Source organism: Mesorhizobium kamtschaticum (assembly GCF_056174585.1).
In genome coordinates, this window is sequence record NZ_CM149691.1 from 7,132,743 (window position 1) to 7,149,635 (window position 16,893).

Sequence of the window (16,893 nt, forward strand, 5' to 3'; positions counted from 1 at the left end):
GCGTTGCGTCAGCGCTGCCCCTCATCCGGCCCTTCGGGCCACCTTCTCCCTGTAAAGCGGAGAGAAGGGAGGCCTAGCGCGTAAAGCTCTGCGCGTTGCCGGCGTCGACGTTGATGATGTTGCCGGTCGACTTGGCCGACATGTCGGAAGCGAAGAAGTAGATCGCTTCGGCGATGTCTTCCGGAAAAACCGAGCGCTTCAGCATCGAGCGCGAGCGATAGTGCTCTTCGAGGTCGTCGGTCGACATCTTGTAGGCGGCGGCGCGCTGTTCCTTCCACTCGCCGGTCCAGATCTTCGAGCCGCGCAGCACCGCGTCCGGATTGACGACGTTGACCCGGATCTGGGCTTCCGCACCCTCAAGCGCAAGGCATCGCGCCAGATGGATCTCGGCGGCCTTGGCGGTGCAATAGGCGGCGGCATTGGGCGATGCGGCAAGTCCGTTCTTGGAAGCAACGAAGACGACGTTGCCGCCAATCTTTTGCACCCTGAACAACCGGAACGCTTCCCGCGAGACCAGGAAATAGCCGGTCGACAGGATGTCCATGTTCTTGTTCCACAGCGCCAGCGACGTCTCCTCGATCGGTGCCGAGGAAGCGAGGCCCGCATTCGACACCAGAATGTCGATGCCGCCGAACTCGACCGCCGTCTCGGCAAAGCCGGAAACCACCTGATCCTCCGAGGTGACGTTGATGACCACCGGCCGGACGAAATCCTTGCCATAGGCCTTGGCCAGTTCCTCATTGGCGCTGGCGAGAGCTGTCTCGTCAATGTCGGCGAGCACCACGCAGGCACCTTCGCGCAGCAGGCGGCTGGCTGTCGCGCGGCCGATGCCGCCGGCGCCACCGGTGACCAGGGCGATCTGGCCGGCGAGCGACTTCGGCTTCGGCATGCGCTGCAGCTTCAGATCTTCGAGCAGCCAGTACTCGATGTCGAAAGCCTCCTGCGCGGGTAGGCCGACATAGGACGACACGGTCGAGGCGCCGCGCATGACATTGATGGCGTTGACGTAGAACTCGCCCGAGATGCGCGCCGTCGCCTTGTCGCCGGCGAAGGTGAACATGCCGACGCCGGGCATCAGGTAGACGACAGCGTTGGGATCGCGGATGGCCGGTGAATCCGGATGCTTGCAGCTGTCGTAATAGGCCTGGTAGCCGACACGGTAGGCGGCGACATCGTCGGCGAGGCGCGCAATCACCGCATCGACATCAGGCTTGGCCGGATCGAATTCGATGACCAGAGGCCGGATCTTGGTGCGCAGGAAATGGTCCGGGCAGGAGGTGCCAAGTGCCGCCAGCGATCGCAAATCCCTGGAGTTGACGAATTCGAGGACGGCGGCGGAATCGTCGAAATGGCCGAGCTTGTGGCTCTTTTCCGAGATCAGGCCACGAATCCTAGGCATCAGTTTTGCCGCGATGGCGCGGCGCTCGGTGGCGTCGAGCGACTTGACCACTTCGCCACCGAATATGGCGAGCCCCTCGGAGCGGCGCTCGAACCACTCGATCGCCTGGTTGATCACCGAGATCGTCGTCTCGTAGCATTCCTTGGGCGTGTCGCCCCAGGTGAACAGGCCGTGGCTTTCGAGGATGACGCCCTTGGCGGCGGGATGTTCGAGGCAGAATTTCTCCAGCCACAGGCCGAGTTCGAAGCCCGGCCGCTTCCACGGCAGCCAGCCGATGGCATCGCCGAAGATCTCCTTGGTCAGCGCCCTGGAATCCTTCGCCGCGGCAATGGCGATGATGGCATCGGGATGCATGTGGTCGACAAAAGGCTTCGGCACATAGGCGTGCAGCGGCGTGTCGATCGAGGCCGCGCGGGGGTTCAAATTGAACGTGCAGTGCGGCAGGAAGCCGACCATCTCATCCTCGTGCTCAACGCCGCGATAGAGGCCTTTGAGCGCACGCAACTTGTCCATGTAGAGCGCGGCAAAGCCATCGAGCTTGATCGAGGCGCTGTCGCCACCCGAGCCCTTGACCCAAAGCACCTCGACAGTCTCGCCGGTCAGCGGGTCTTTCTGCCAGATCTTCGAAGAGGTGTTGCCGCCACCATAGTTGGTGACGCGCTTGTCGGAGCCGAGGGTGTTCGAGCGATAGACCAACAGCTCGGGGTCGCTCATCCCCTTGGCTTTCGCATCATCCCAAAGGTTGGTGAGGCGCGAGCCGGAGCGCTTGTCGAGCATAGGTATCCTCCCTGGGACGCAAAAAGCCGCAGTCCATTTTGCCGGGAATGTCTACGCAAGCAGGCCGATTGTCAATCACAAACGATCAAGATCGATCATATTGCACTGCACAATGAAATTATATGATCGGAAATGATTGACACTGCTCGTTTTGAGTGCCTAGATGGCCAGGCAGGGAGGAACCATGCACGAAAAAGAGCGCCACAGGATCATTCTGTCCGCCGTCCAGGAAAAACCTGTGGTGACGGTGCAGGAGATGGTCGACCTGACGGAGTCGTCCGAGGCGACGATCCGGCGCGATATCGCGGCTCTTCACGTGCAAAAGCGCCTGCGCCGGGTGCGCGGCGGCGCCGAGGCGATCTCCCCACCGCAATTCATCGGCCTGGCCGGTCGGCCCTTTTCCGTCAACGAAACGATCAACGCTTCGCAGAAGCGGGCGATTGCCCGCGAGGCTGTCGAATTGTGCGGGGATGGCGAGCCGATCATCATCAATGGCGGCACCACCACCTTCCAGATGGTGCATTTCCTGACCGGCCGCCGCATGCCGATCTTCACCAATTCGTTCCCGATCGCCGAGCACTTGCTCAAGCACTCCAAGAACACGGTGATGCTGTCGGGCGGCACGATCTATCGTGAGCAGAACATTATCCTGTCGCCCTTCGACAATGATGTGACGCGCAATTTCTATGCGCGCCGCATGTTCATGGGCGCTCAAGGGCTGGGGCCGCTCGGCCTGATGGAAGGCGACCCGCTGCTGATCCAGGCTGAGCAGAAATTGATCGACCAGGCCGACGAGCTGGTGGTGCTGGTCGATTCCTCGAAATTCCGCAAGCGCTCCAGCCTGATCCTGTGCGGCCTGTCGCGCATCGCCACCGTCATCACCGATGATGGCATCGAGGATCGCGAAGCCAAGATGTTGGAGACCGCAGGCGTGACGCTGATCGTCGCCCGCAAGTCGGCAAAGGAAGAATCTCCACTGCAGGCCTGAGACACCCTCACGCCCGCAGCGACGATGGAATGCAACGCTCAAGGGAGGATATTCGATGAGCTTTCTGAAGAAATTGATGGTTACGGCGGCGTTTTCCGCCGCCATGTTCGTGAATGCCGCCTATGCCGAAAACGTCAAGATCGCGCTGGTGGTGAAGTCGCTCGGCAACGGCTTCTTCGACGCCGCCAACAAGGGCGCCGAAGAGGCGGCCAAGGAACTCGGCGATGTCGACATCATCTACACCGGCCCGACCAAGGCGACCGCCGAAGCGCAGATCGAAGTGGTCAATTCGCTGATTGCCCAGAAGGTCAACGCCATCGCCATTTCCGCCAATGACGCCGACGCGCTGGTGCCGGTGCTGAAGAAGGCCATGGAGCGCGGCATCACCGTCATCTCCTGGGATTCGGGCGTTGCCAAGGAAGGCCGCCAGCTTCACCTCAACCCGTCCGACACCGGCCTGATCGGCGAGACCATCATCAAGCTTGCCGCCGACTATTTGCCGGAAGGCGGCGACGTCGCCATCCTGTCGGCTTCCTCGACCGCGACCAACCAAAACGCCTGGATCGACGCGGCCAAGAAAATCCTGCCGGAGAAGTTCCCCAAGATCAAACTCGTCGCCACCGTCTATGGCGATGACGATTCGGCCAAGAGCACCGACGAAGCCAAGGGCCTGCTGAAGTCCTATCCGAACCTCAAGGCGATCATCGCGCCGACCACCGTCGGCGTCGTCGCCGCCGCCCAGGTCGTCACCGACGAGAACCTGATCGGCAAGGTCAATGTCACCGGCCTGGCGCTGCCGTCCGAGTTCAAGAAGTTCATCGACAACGGTGCTTCACAGGCCGTGGCTCTTTGGAACCCGATCGACCTCGGCTACTCGGCCGTCTACCTCGCCCATGATCTGGCGGTGAAGAAGGAAGAGGCCAAGCCCGGCGCGACGCTGTCGATCGGCCGCGTCGGCAAGGTCACGCTCGACGACAGCAATTCGGCTGCGATGGCTCCGCCCTTCCAGTTCGACAAGACCAACATCGAGAAGTTCTCCAAGATTTATTGATCTGGACCCCTCTCAAACTGTCGCGGCGGGGCTCACGTCCCGCCGCGACTTTAAACGGACCTTAGTTTCAGGGCTTGATACGACCATGGACACGACAGCCCAGCACGGCACGGTGAAGGAGGGGCCTGCGACCTCCACGCCACGCCTGACGCTGTCCGGCATTTCAAAAAGCTTTCCCGGCGTGCGCGCGCTGCACAATGTCAGCCTGTCGCTCTATCCCGGCCAAGTGACGGCGTTGATCGGCGAAAACGGCGCCGGTAAGTCGACGCTGGTCAAGATCATGACCGGCATCCACCAGCCCGACGCGGGTACGATCAGCATCGACGGACAGGCCGTCACTCTGCCCAGCGCGCATGCCGCCTTCGGCCATGGCGTCACCGCCATCCATCAGGAAACCGTGCTGTTCGACGATCTGAGCGTCGCCGAAAACATCTTCTCGGCCATGCGCCGCGCTCGCGCTTTGGCACCATCGACTGGCGCACGATGCGCAAAAATGCGCGCGAAGTGCTCGACACCATGCATGCCGGCCATATCGACGCCGATGCGCGGCTGAAGGATCTCGGCATCGCCAACAAGCATCTCGTCGCGGTGGCACGCGCCATGTCGATCGACGCGCAGATCGTCATCATGGACGAGCCTACGGCAGCCCTTTCGATGAAGGAGATCGGGGAGCTTTTCCTGCTCATCGAATTCCTCAAGGGCGAAGGCAAGGCGATCCTGTTCATCAGCCACAAGTTCGACGAGATCTACCGCATCGCCGACCGCTACACGGTGTTCCGCGACGGCGAGATGGTTGGCGAAGGCCTGATCAAGGATGCCGGCCAGAGCCAGATCGTGCGCATGATGGTCGGCCGCTCGGTCGACCACATCTTTCCGCAGCGCAAGGCCGAGATCGGCGCGCCGGTGCTCTCCATCTCTGGCCTGTCGCACCCGACCGAATTCAACGACATCGGCTTCGAACTGCACAAGGGCGAGATCCTCGGCTTCTACGGCCTGGTCGGCGCAGGCCGCAGCGAGGTGATGCAGGCGATATCGGGCATCACCCGCACCTCAGGCGGTACGATCACGCTGGAAGGCAAGGTGATCGCGCCGAAATCGGCGGCGGATTCGATCGAAGCCGGCATCGTCTACGTGCCTGAAGAGCGCGGCAAGCAAGGCGTGGTGATCGGCCTGCCGATCTTCCAGAATGTCTCGCTGCCTTCGCTCAAGCGGACTTCGAAATCCGGCCTGCTGCGGCTGTCGGAGGAGTTTTCGCTCGCCCGCTCCTACACCGAGCGGCTGGACTTGCGCGCCTCCTCACTTAGCCAGGATGTCGGCACGCTGTCGGGCGGCAACCAGCAGAAGATCGTCATCGCCAAATGGCTGGCAACCGCACCCAAGGTGATCATCCTGGACGAGCCGACAAAAGGCATCGACATCGGCTCCAAGGCCGCCGTGCACGGCTTCATGGCCGAGCTCGTCGCACAAGGCCTGTCGGTGATCATGGTGTCGTCGGAACTACCCGAAATTCTCGGCATGTCCGACCGCGTCGTCGTCATGCGCGAAGGCCTTGTCGCGGCGGTCTACGACAATAAGGGGCTCGACGCCGAAACTCTGGTCCGGACCGCAGCGGGGATCGCGGCATGAAGGCTCTTCTGAAGTATCGCGAAATCTGGCTGGCCGCGGCCATCATCGTTTTGATCGGGCTGATCTCGACGCGCTTTCCGGCCTTTGCCGACCCCGGCAATCTGCGCCAGGTGTTCAACGACACCTCGATCCTGATGATCCTGGCGCTTGGCCAGATGGTCGTCATCCTGACCCGCTCGATCGACCTTTCGATGGCCTCCAACCTCTGCTTCACCGGCATGGTGGTGGCGATGCTGAACGCCGCGCACCCGGCGATCCCGATCCCGCTGCTGATCGTCATTGCGCTCGCCGTCGGGCTGGTGCTCGGCGCCATCAATGGCCTTTTGGTGTGGCGGCTGAACATCCCCTCGATCGTGGTGACATTGGGCACGCTGACCATCTATCGCGGCGCCACCTTCGTCCTGTCCGGTGGCGCCTGGGTCAATGCCGACAAGATGAGCCCGGAGTTCATCGGCTTCCAGCGCGCCGCCTTTCTCGGCATTCCTGTGCTGTCCTGGATCGCCATCCTGGTCATCGCGCTGTTCTTCGTGCTGATGACGCGCTCGGCGCTCGGCCGCTCGATCCATGCCATCGGCGTCAACCCGACGGCATCGGTCTATACCGGCATCGATGTCGGCCGGACGAAATTCATCGTCTTCTGCATCTCCGGCATGATCGGCGGCCTTGCCGGTTACCTCTGGATATCGCGCTACGTGATCGCCTCGGTGGAAGTCGCCAACGGCTATGAGCTCAACATCATCGCCGCCTGTGTCATCGGCGGCATTTCGATCGCCGGCGGCATCGGCTCGGTCGGCGGCGCGGTGCTTGGCGCGCTGTTCCTCGGCATCATCTCCAACGCGCTGCCGGTCATCAACATCTCGCCCTTCTGGCAGATGGCGATTTCGGGCAGCGCCATCATCCTGGCCGTCGTGCTGAATGCACGTGGCGAACGCCAGCAAGGCCGCATCATCCTGCGAAAAGTGGAGGCGGCATGACCGACATCCCTGCCCCGCGCCACATCCCCGACCGGCTCGACAAGCCGCTCTCGTCAGCGATCTTTTCCTGGGAAGCGCTACTGGTCGTGGTGGCCGTCGCCATCTTCGCCATCAACAGCTTTGCCTCGCCCTATTTCCTCGACCCCTATTCGCTGTCGGACCTGACCTTCAATTTCACCGAGAAGGGTCTGATCGCCTTTGCCATGGCGCTGCTGATCATTTCGGGCGAGATCGACCTCTCGGTCGCCGCCATCATCGCGCTCGCCTCGACCATGATGGGCTTGGCGGTGCAGGCCGGCGCCGGCACGCCGGTGCTGGTGCTGATCGGCATCGTCGTCGGGCTCGGTTGCGGTGCCTTCAACGGGCTGCTGGTGACAAGGCTCGGCCTGCCCTCCATCGTCGTCACCATCGGCACGATGAGCCTGTTCCGCGGTATCGCCTTCATCATCCTCGGCGACCAGGCTTACAAGGGCTATCCGGAAAGCTTCGCCTTCTTCGGCCAGGGTTACGTCTGGTGGGTTGTGTCGTTCGAACTGGTGCTCTTCCTCATCGCGGCCGTCGTTTACTGGTTCCTCCTGCACCGCACGAGTTTCGGCCGCCGCGTGTTTGCCATCGGCAACAACCCGGTCGCGGCGCAATTTTCCGGCGTGCGCGTCGGCCGTATCAAATTCATCCTGTTTTGCCTGACCGGACTGATGTCGGGCATCGCCTCGGTGCTGATCACCTCGCGCCTCGGCTCGACAAGGCCGTCGATCGCGCAAGGTTATGAGCTCGAAGTCATCACCATGGTGGTGCTCGGCGGCGTCAGCATTCTGGGCGGCGCCGGCAGTATTGTCGGCGTCGTGCTTGCCGCTTTCATCATGGGGCTGGTGACATTCGGGCTCGGTCTGCTCAACGTGCCCGGCATCGTCATGTCGATCTTCATCGGCCTGCTCCTGATCATCGTCATCGCGCTGCCGATCGTCTGGCGGCGTCTGCGCGGGGGACGCTGATGGCTGAGAAATATGCGTTCAAGATGAAGCTCAAGCCTGGCATGAAGGCCGAGTACAGGAGGCGCCACGACGAGATATGGCCATCACTGGTCGCGCTGCTGAAGCAGGCCGGCCTGTCAGATTATTCGATCCATCTCGATGAGGAAACCAACATCCTGTTCGGCGTGCTGTGGCGGCGCGACGACCATGGCATGGACGACCTGCCGAAGCATCCGGTGATGCAGCGCTGGTGGGCTGATATGGCCGACATCATGGAAACTAAACCGGACAACGAGCCGCTGGCCGTGCCCCTGGAAACAATGTTCCATATGGCATGAGTGCTCTGCGCCATATCGCCGTCATCGACATCGGCAAGACCAACGCCAAGGTGGCGCTGGTCGATCTCGTTACGCTGAGCGAGGTGGCGCTGCGCCGCATGGCGAATGCGCCGGTGCGGCAGGCGCCCTACCCGCATCACGATGTCGAGGCGCTGTGGACGTTCATCCTCGACAGCCTGGCCAGCCTCAACCGCCAACAGCGCATCGACGCCATTTCGATCACTACCCATGGCGCAACCGGCGCGCTGGTCGATGCTTCGGGCGAACTGATGCTGCCTGTGCTCGACTACGAGTTCGATGGCCCGGATAGGCTGACGGCGGACTATGAGGCGATCCGCCCGCCCTTCACTGAAACCGGGACGCCACGCCTGCCGCTCGGCCTCAATCTCGGCGCGCAGTTCTTCTGGCAACAGAAAAACTTCCCGGTTGAGTTCGCCAAGGCCACCGCGCTGCTGATGTACCCGCAATACTGGGCCTTGCGCCTGACTGGCGTCGCTGCCAACGAAGTGACCTCGCTCGGTTGCCACACCGATCTGTGGAACCCGTGGACAGCGGATTTTTCGTCGCTGGTCGATCGGTTGGATTGGCGCGGCCTGATGGCACCGGTGCGGCCGGCCAGGGAGCGACTCGGGCCAATCCTGCCGGCGCTTGCCGCGCGAATCGGCCTTGATCCGCAAACCCCGGTGTTCTGCGGCCTGCACGATTCCAACGCCTCGCTGCTGCCGCATCTCCTGTCCGACACGCCGCCCTTCTCGGTCGTCTCGACCGGCACATGGGTGGTATCGATGGCGGTGGGTGGCAGGACGGTCAAGCTAGACCCGGCGCGCGATACGCTGGTCAATGTCAATGCGCTGGGCGACCCGTCCCCTCGGCCCGCTTCATGGGCGGTCGCGAATTTTCCGTGCTGACGGAAGGGCCGCCGGAGACCTGGACCGAAGACGATATCGGCGCCGTGCTGGCGCGAAAGACGTTGCTGCTGCCGTCGACCCAGCAAGGGTCAGGGCCGTTCCCGCACCATACCGCGACGTGGCTCGATGCCGACGGCATCGACATCGGCCAGCGTTTTGCTGCTATCTCGTTCTATCTGGCGCTGATGACGGCGACCTGTCTCGATCTGATCGGCGCCGACGGCCCAACCACTGTCGAAGGCCCGTTTGCCCGCAACCGGCTGTTTGTCGGCATGCTGGCGGCAGCGACCGCACGCAGCGTCGTCGCATCGGAGGCCGCCACCGGCACCAGCATCGGCGCAGCACTGCTGGCATCGGATCAGGTAACGACGCACGGCAAGGGCGAAAGAATAGAGCCGCCAACCGAGCCGGTCTGGGCCGAATACGTCAGCGCCTGGCGCGCGGCGGTCGACGCACGGGGCTGATCACAGGATCCGCTTGCCGAAGGCCGACATGACGAAGTTCACCGTGTCGGTGCCGATCCGCGGCTCCAGATCCGCGGTCATGTCAGAAACATCCATCGACAGCAGGCCGCCGGAGAGCGCTATCGCCTCCATCGCCTGATGCGTCTCGCGCACCGTCAGGCCGCCGGAGCCGGCCGCCCAGCCGGCGAACTCGGTTGCTGTCGGCGAGTAGCTGACATGAAAACCTTGCGTACCCGAGGTAGCGATGCGGATCGCCTCATGCATCAGGTCGCGCATACCCATGGCGTCGATGTCGGTCATGGTGAAGGCGGACACCCGCGAATCCTTCAGCACCCGCGCCTCGGCCGGGTCGGCATGGCGCAGGCCGACGATGACGACATTTTCCGGCGACAGCTGCGGCTGCAGCGCGCCGGCCTTGTGATCGAGGCCGAGGGTCCGGGCCAGCACCGACGCTTCCGGCAGGTCGATGCCGTCCTCTTCCTCCGGCATCAGGGCGGCGATGGAATCGATCCAGATCAGGCCGAAAGAATGGGTCGCGCGCGCCGTCGCGGTCAGCGCCTTGTGGGCGACGCGGCGATCGGCGCCAGCGGCGAGCCGGATCAACCCGGAAGGCGGCCGCTCGACATCAGCCAGTTCGACGACGTCGAAATTCATCGCCTCCAGCCGTGCGCCGGTTCCCTCACGAGCGAGGATGCCGGTGGCTTCCGGTTCGGCCGAGATCGACACCATCTTGCGACCGGAAAAGTCGGCGACGTCATGCATCGGCGCCTTCTCGACATATTCCGAGGTCATCGCCAGCAGCATGGCGCCATAGCTCATGCGGAAGGCGACGCGGTCGCCGACGGTGGGCCGCGGATCGGCGTCCTGCACATCGAGCAGCAGATGGTCGCTGGACGCACCGAGCACGCGTATCCCTTTTGCGATCGGCGTCAGCCCTTCGACCAGCACGTCCTCGCGGCCGATATTGGCGATCGCACGCAGCCGGTCGCCCTCGTCCGGGAAAACAGGCTGGTTGCCGAAAGCGTCGTAACCGGACTCGCCGATCGGCCGCGACGGCTTGAGCTTGACCTCGATGATGTCGCTGGTCAGGCGGCAGGCGTCGGGCTCGAGTTGCGGCCACGGCATATCGCGGAAGGTTTCGACGCCGCCTTGCAGGATCGCCTCGCCGACCCTGAGATTGTTGATGCCGGCCGGCAGTGTGCCCTCGAGCAGCAACGTCAGCGACGAGGAGGCGCCGCCCGATATCCAGTCGAGGCTTTTGCCCGACAGGCGCTCGGTCTTGTAGGCATGGGCGACGAGTTGTCCGAGATTCTCCGGTGTCGGCATGATGGCGCCGAAACAGCCGAGATTGGTGCCGATGCCGGCGATCCGCACGCCCTTGAACTCGAGGATGCGCTCGACGGTGGGGATCAGGTCGCTCGGCCAGATGCCTTCGCGGAGATCGCCGAGGTCGATCATCAGCATGATGTCGTGGACGCGGCCCATGCGCTCGGCGATGCGCGAAATCTCGCGAATGGTGGCGAGTTCCGATTGCAGGCTGACGTCGACGGTGCGCACCACCTCCTCGACGCGTGCCATGGGCGGGCTGCGCAGCAGCATGATCGGCGCGTTGATGCCGCTGTCGCGCAGCCTGCGAATGTTTTCGAAACGCGATTCGGCAATGCCGGCGACGCCGCCGCGCAGCATGGCGCGCGCCACTTGCGGCATGCCGCAGGTGCCCTTGGTGACGCCGAACACCTTGATGCCCGAAAGTGCACAGCGATCGACGATGGTGCGGGCGTTGCGCTCGATGCGGCCGAGGTCGATGGCGACTTGCGGTCCCGACATTTTTTCACTCAGGGTTTGTAGAATCTGTCAGTCAGATGCATCGTCCAGATCGTCGTCAAAACTTGGCAAACTTGGCGCGGTGACGGTCTCAATGTTGGAAACCAGAGCAATTGTGTGTGGGCACGTCTTTCGATCGGAGAGGCCGGTAACACTGGTCGTTCATCATTCCGATGGTGAGTGGCAACTGACGTGCGGCGAACATGATCACCCCGCGGACTGCGGAGATTTCGAAGTCGTCGGTTTCGGCCATTTGACCGCAAGACAGGACAATCTGGCACAGATTGGCCAGCTTGAGCGCGGATGGCTTGCTGAATGGGTGCAGGGAGAATGGACTCGATGCCAGCACGACGATTAGTGCTCCCTCAGTTGACGTAGACCAATCCCTGCGGATCGATCTCGGGCTTGCGGCCGGCAACGAGGTCGGCCAGGAATTTGCCGGAGCCGCAGGCCATGGTCCAGCCGACATGACCGTGGCCGGTGTCGAGGTAAAGGTTGCGGTATTTCGCCTGGCCGATGACCGGCACGGAGTTCGGCATCATTGGCCGCAGGCCCGCCCACAGCTCCGCCTTCTTCTCGTCGAAGGCACCAGGGAACAGATCCTTGCCGGTCCGGAACATGGTGGCAAAGTCGCTGGGTTTGTGGGTGCGGTCGAAGCCGGTGAATTCGGCGGTCGACGCCAACCGCAGCCGATTGCCAAGGCGCGAATAGGCCATCAGTTGGTCCTCGTCGGCGCCGCCCATGGTCGGCCCCTTGCTCTCGTCCTCCAGCGGAATGGTCGCTGTATAGCCCTTCACTGGATAGACAGGCAGGTCGATGCCATAGCGGCGGCCGAGCAGGCCGCTTTCCGGCCCCATCGAGATGACCACGGCGTCACCTGTGACCGGCCCGGCCGAGGTCATCACCGCACGCACGCGGTCGCCGTCGATATCGAGGCCTTCGACCGTGGTGTCGAACAGGAATTTGACGCCGAGCTTTTCGCGCGCATAAGCGGCGAGATTGTCGACGAACATTCTGGAATCGCCGGTCTGGTCGATCGGCGAATAGACGCCGCCGGCGATCTTCTCCTTCACCCGGCAAGCCCTGGTTCCAGCTCGACCAGCCGGTCGCGGCCGACGATCTCGATCGGCAGGCCATGCTCGGCCAGATAGCGGTAGTTGTCGGTGCCGGTGTCGAGGCTGTGCTGCGAGCGGAAGAAATAGAGGATGCCCTTCTTACGCTCGTCATAATGGATGCCGGTGTCGGCCGAGATGGCGTTGATGCAGTCGCGCGAATAGAGCGCCAGGCGCAGCTTGACCTGGCTGTTGGCGCGCAGGCGGGCCACCGTGCACTGGCGCAGGAAGCGCAGGCTCCAGGCCAGAAAATAGGGATCGAAGCGCAGCCTGACCTTGATGCCGAGATCATGGTTGTAGAGCGCGCGCAAAAATGTCTTCAGCGCCGCCGGTGAGGCCCAGGCGGTGGCATCGCCCGGTGACACCAGGCCGGCATTGGACTGGCTGGTGCCGCGCGCCGGCGCCGGATGGCGCTCGATCACGGTGACCTCGTGGCCATCGGCGGCCAGATAATAAGCGGCCGCCGTACCGACAACGCCGGCTCCAAGCACCACTATCTTCATGCCATCCCCCAAAGCTGTTCGCGGCACGGCGCCTCCACGCCGTGTCGCGACTGCTTCCATAGCGCGCGTCACCGCGCGCCTTGCGAGCCCTCGGGAAGGTCTGGCTCAGCCGCGCGCGGAGTTCTTGCTGGTCAGGATGCGCTCCCAGGCGAGCGCGTCGGCGACGATCTGGTCGAGGTCGTCGCGTTGCGGCGTCCAGCCGAGTTCCGCCCGGGCGAGGTCCGAATTGGCGACCACGGCCGCCGCGTCGCCGGGACGCCGGTCGCCCATCTTCACCTCGAAATCATGGCCAAAGGCGCGCCGCACGCTTTCAATGACCTCGAGCACGGAATAGCCATGGCTGTAACCGCAATTGGCGACGAGGCTTTGTCCCCCGGCGCGCAGCCGCTGCAGGGCCAGGCGATGCGCCGCCGCCAGGTCGCTGACATGGATATAGTCGCGCATGCAGGTGCCGTCCGGCGTCGGATAGTCGGTGCCGAACACCTGCATGAACGGGCGCTTGCCGAGCGCCGTCTCGCAGGCGACCTTGATCAGATGGGTGGCGCCCGGCGTCGACTGGCCGGTGCGGCCCTTCGGGTCGGCGCCGGCGACGTTGAAATAGCGCAGCGCGGTGTAACGTATGGGATGCGCTGTCGCCGCGTCGCGCAGCATCCATTCGCTCATCAGCTTGGACAGGCCGTAAGGCGATTCCGGCGCCAGACGGGCATCCTCGCGCACCGGCTCCAGCCCGGCGCCGCCATACACAGCGGCGGTCGAAGAAAAGATGAAATTGGGCACACCCTCGCGCACAGCGGTTTCGATCAGCGTGCGCGTCTTCGAAGTGTTGTTCTCGTAATAGGCAAGCGGGTCGGCGACCGATTCCGGGACCACGATCGAACCGGCGAAATGGATGATGGCGTCGACATGATTGTCCCGGATGATCGATCCGACCAATTCCTTGTCGGCGACATCGCCGACGACGAGCTTTGCCTCCGGTGCCACCGCCCATTCGAAACCGGTGGAAAGCCGGTCGAGAACGACCACGCTTTCGCCGGCATCCAGCAATTCCCAGACCATGTGGCTGCCGATATAGCCGGCACCGCCTGTCACCAAAACCGTCATCCGCATCCTCGCATCTCAAGATTTATCGGAAACTGTCTCAAACACCGCTCTACTGGAAAGCCTGGCGCATGGCCATTAGAACCCTTGGTAACCGGTGTTCACCAAATGTGGCATCGTGCTGAAACAAAAGTGATCCACAGAGCGTGTCGTGGAGTGGGAATAGGCCACGATCCGCCAGCGTTAGGAACAGGTGCGGGGCGTGGCATTTTGACCAAAATGGCCCGGTGGACGACCAATAGGGCAATGATTATGATCCCGCGCAAAATTGGGAAGCCGACATGAACTACCAGCGGTTCTTCGAAGAAGCGATCGATCAGCTCCACGCGGAGCGTCGCTATCGTGTCTTCGCCGACCTCGAGCGTATCGCGGGCAAGTTTCCGCGCGCCATATGGCGCTCCAATGGCCGTGCCGAGGAAATCACCGTCTGGTGTTCCAACGACTATCTCGGCATGGGCCAGCATCCCGATGTCATCGCCGCGTTCCAGGAAGCGGCCGGCAAGATGGGTTCGGGCGCCGGCGGCACCCGCAACATTTCCGGCACCTCGAACCCACTGGTCGAGCTCGAGCATGAGCTTGCCGACCTGCACGGCAAGGACGCGGCGTTGGTTTTCACCTCCGGCTTCGTCTCCAACGAAGCGTCGATTTCGACCATTGCGCGGCTTTTGCCCAATTGCCTGATCATCTCGGACGAGCTGAACCACGCCTCGATGATCGAAGGCGTGCGGCGCTCGGGCGCCGAGAAGAAAATCTTCCGCCACAATGACGTCGCGCATCTGGAAAGCCTGTTGCAGGCGGCGGGGCGCGAGCGCGCCAAGCTGATCGTCTTCGAAAGCGTCTATTCGATGGATGGCGACATCGCGCCGATCAGGCAGATCGTCGAACTCGCCGAGCGTTACAACGCCATGACCTATATCGACGAGGTCCATGCCGTCGGCATGTACGGGCCGCGCGGCGGCGGCATCACCGAGCGCGAGGGCCTGGCCGACCGCATCGACATCATCGAAGGGACGCTCGCCAAAGCGTTCGGCACGCTGGGCGGCTACATCACCGGCACCAGTGCGGTCATCGACGCGGTGCGCTCCTATGCGCCGGGCTTCATCTTCACCACGGCATTGCCGCCGGCGATCGCCGCCGCGGCCACGACATCGATCCGCCATTTGAAGCGCTCGCAGGCTGAGCGCGACGCGCAGCAACGGCAAGCGAGCCGAACCAAGCAGATCCTGTCGGCGGCCGGCCTGCCGGTAATGGAATCGCCAACCCATATCGTGCCGCTGCTGGTCGGCGAACCGGAACTCTGCAAGATGGCCAGCGATCGCCTGCTTGGCGTGCACGGCATCTACATCCAGCCGATCAACTACCCGACCGTGCCACGCGGCACCGAGCGGCTACGCATCACGCCGACGCCTTTCCATTCCGACACGCTGATCGCGGGACTGCAGGACGCGCTGGTCGAGACCTGGGATGCGCTCGGCATTCCTTACGGCTCCGCCGGCCGGCCCACTGTCGCCAAGAGCGATCGGATCGTTCCGCTGCTGGTGCCCAAGTCGGGCGGCTAATTGCGGGCGTCGGGGCGCGGGCCGCGCTCCGTCTATCGCTGTTTCTCATTCTCCAGCGCTGCAGGGCTCCAAGGTCACGGAATGGATCCTAGGTGTTTGATCCCTGGCTTTAATGGTGTGATATTTTCTTCCGAATGGAAGGAGGCACTATGGGACAGGTTCTACACGGCCGGGCCACGACGACAGAGGCAACCCGTCGAGCAATACAAAATAGTCAAGAGAGCCTGAAGAAGCTCGCCAAGCGCTATGGCATCGATCCGAAGACGGTCGCGAAGTGGCGGCACCGAACCTCGACCGCCGATCTGCCGACCGGTCCCAGAGAGCCGCGCTCGACAGTGCTGTCGCTCGAAGAGGAAGCCGCCATCGTCGCCTTTCGCAAACATACGTTGCTGCCGCTCGATGATTGTCTATATGCCCTTCAGCCGACGATCCCACACCTGACGCGCTCGTCATTGCATCGCTGCCTTCAGCGCCATGGCATTTCGCGGTTACCGCAGACGGGCGCCGACAAGCCGAGCAAGAAGAAGTTCGAGGCTTATCCGATCGGCTATTTCCATATCGATATCGCCGAGGTGCAGACCGCCGAGGGCAAGTTGCGTCTGTTCGTTGCCGTCGACCGGACGTCCAAGTTCGCCTATGCCCAGCTGCATGCGACCGCCGAAAAGATCACGATGGTCCAGTTCCTTCGGGATCTGATCGCAGCCGTGCCCTATGTCATCCATACCATTTTGACCGACAACGGCATCCAGTTCACCAATCGCAGTTGCGACCGCCATGCCCCCCAGCATGTCTTCGACGACGTTTGCGCCGATCATGGCATCGAGCACCGGCTTACCAAGATCAATCACCCCTGGACAAACGGCCAGGTCGAGCGGATGAACCGCACCATCAAGGAGGCCACCGTCACGCGCTTCCACTATGACGATCACGATCAACTGCGCCGGCACCTCGCCGACTTCCTAACAGCCTATAACTTCGCCCGCAGGCTCAAGACCCTCAAAGGGCTCACACCTTATGAGTTCATCTGCAAAATCTGGAAAAAAGAGCCCAAACGCTTCCGACTCGACCCAACCCATCAAACGCCAGGACTAAACACCTAGGGTCTCCGCGACGTCGCTTCGCGACTGCTCCGCCCTAGGATGACGAAGTCCATTTTGTCAGCCGATAATCACAAACGTTGAAGATTGTCCGAGGCAGTCCGTCCGTCGTCATCCTAGGGCGGAGCAAGGAGCGAAGCGACGCGGCGCAGACCCTAGGATCCATGCCGTCACATTTGCCGAAGAACGAAGCGGTGCAGAAAA

10 protein-coding genes and 3 pseudogenes are annotated in these 16,893 nt (G+C 62.8%); 9 read left to right on the forward strand and 4 right to left on the reverse strand.

What is annotated here, in order from left to right; genetic code table 11:
* Positions 1-73: 73 nt before the first annotated feature.
* Positions 74-2,176, reverse strand: a complete 2,103-nt coding sequence (locus AC0V7N_RS35080; RefSeq protein ID WP_475453458.1) for a bifunctional rhamnulose-1-phosphate aldolase/short-chain dehydrogenase — start codon at positions 2,174-2,176, stop codon at positions 74-76.
* A 184-nt stretch (positions 2,177-2,360) separates the two neighbouring features.
* Here AC0V7N_RS35080 and AC0V7N_RS35085 point away from each other — a divergent pair, with 184 nt between their 5' ends.
* From AC0V7N_RS35085 to AC0V7N_RS35115, 7 genes and pseudogenes are all read left to right on the forward strand, one after another.
* Entirely contained in the window at positions 2,361-3,164 is an 804-nt protein-coding gene (locus AC0V7N_RS35085; RefSeq protein WP_496627623.1) for a DeoR family transcriptional regulator, read from the forward strand.
* A 55-nt stretch (positions 3,165-3,219) separates the two neighbouring features.
* Positions 3,220-4,215, forward strand: coding sequence for a rhamnose ABC transporter substrate-binding protein (rhaS, locus tag AC0V7N_RS35090; RefSeq protein WP_183456234.1), 996 nt, complete (start codon positions 3,220-3,222; stop codon positions 4,213-4,215).
* An 85-nt stretch (positions 4,216-4,300) separates the two neighbouring features.
* Positions 4,301-5,841 (forward strand): annotated as a pseudogene (locus tag AC0V7N_RS35095) (sugar ABC transporter ATP-binding protein).
* Positions 5,838-6,815: an ABC transporter permease gene (locus AC0V7N_RS35100; RefSeq protein WP_475453461.1), complete on the forward strand. Its 978-nt coding sequence runs from the start codon at positions 5,838-5,840 to the stop codon at positions 6,813-6,815. The pseudogene AC0V7N_RS35095 and the gene AC0V7N_RS35100 overlap by 4 nt, the downstream one beginning before the upstream one ends.
* Positions 6,812-7,807 carry an ABC transporter permease gene (locus AC0V7N_RS35105; protein ID WP_475453463.1) on the forward strand — a complete coding sequence of 332 codons (996 nt, stop codon included), beginning with the start codon at positions 6,812-6,814 and terminating at the stop codon, positions 7,805-7,807. The genes AC0V7N_RS35100 and AC0V7N_RS35105 overlap by 4 nt, the downstream gene beginning before the upstream one ends.
* Entirely contained in the window at positions 7,807-8,124 is a 318-nt protein-coding gene (gene rhaM / locus AC0V7N_RS35110) for an L-rhamnose mutarotase (protein ID WP_475453465.1), read from the forward strand. The genes AC0V7N_RS35105 and rhaM overlap by 1 nt, the downstream gene beginning before the upstream one ends.
* Positions 8,121-9,496, forward strand: a pseudogene (locus AC0V7N_RS35115) (FGGY-family carbohydrate kinase). The gene rhaM and the pseudogene AC0V7N_RS35115 overlap by 4 nt, the downstream one beginning before the upstream one ends.
* Here AC0V7N_RS35115 and AC0V7N_RS35120 read toward each other — a convergent pair.
* The 3 genes and pseudogenes from AC0V7N_RS35120 to galE form a co-directional block, all read right to left on the reverse strand.
* On the reverse strand, positions 9,497-11,323 hold the full coding sequence (locus tag AC0V7N_RS35120; protein ID WP_496627624.1) for an alanine racemase: 1,827 nt from the start codon (positions 11,321-11,323) through the stop codon (positions 9,497-9,499).
* A gap of 362 nt (positions 11,324-11,685) precedes the next feature.
* Positions 11,686-12,935, reverse strand: a pseudogene (locus AC0V7N_RS35125) (D-amino acid dehydrogenase).
* A 105-nt stretch (positions 12,936-13,040) separates the two neighbouring features.
* Positions 13,041-14,036 (reverse strand): UDP-glucose 4-epimerase GalE, encoded by a 996-nt coding sequence (gene galE, locus AC0V7N_RS35130; RefSeq protein ID WP_475453471.1) that lies wholly within the window; start codon positions 14,034-14,036, stop codon positions 13,041-13,043.
* Positions 14,037-14,314: 278 nt separating this feature from the next.
* Between galE and hemA the strand changes: the two genes are divergently transcribed.
* Positions 14,315-15,592: a 5-aminolevulinate synthase gene (gene hemA, locus AC0V7N_RS35135; protein WP_496627625.1), complete on the forward strand. Its 1,278-nt coding sequence runs from the start codon at positions 14,315-14,317 to the stop codon at positions 15,590-15,592.
* A gap of 149 nt (positions 15,593-15,741) precedes the next feature.
* Positions 15,742-16,692, forward strand: coding sequence for an IS481 family transposase (locus AC0V7N_RS35140; protein ID WP_475457272.1), 951 nt, complete (start codon positions 15,742-15,744; stop codon positions 16,690-16,692).
* Positions 16,693-16,893: the final 201 nt, after the last annotated feature.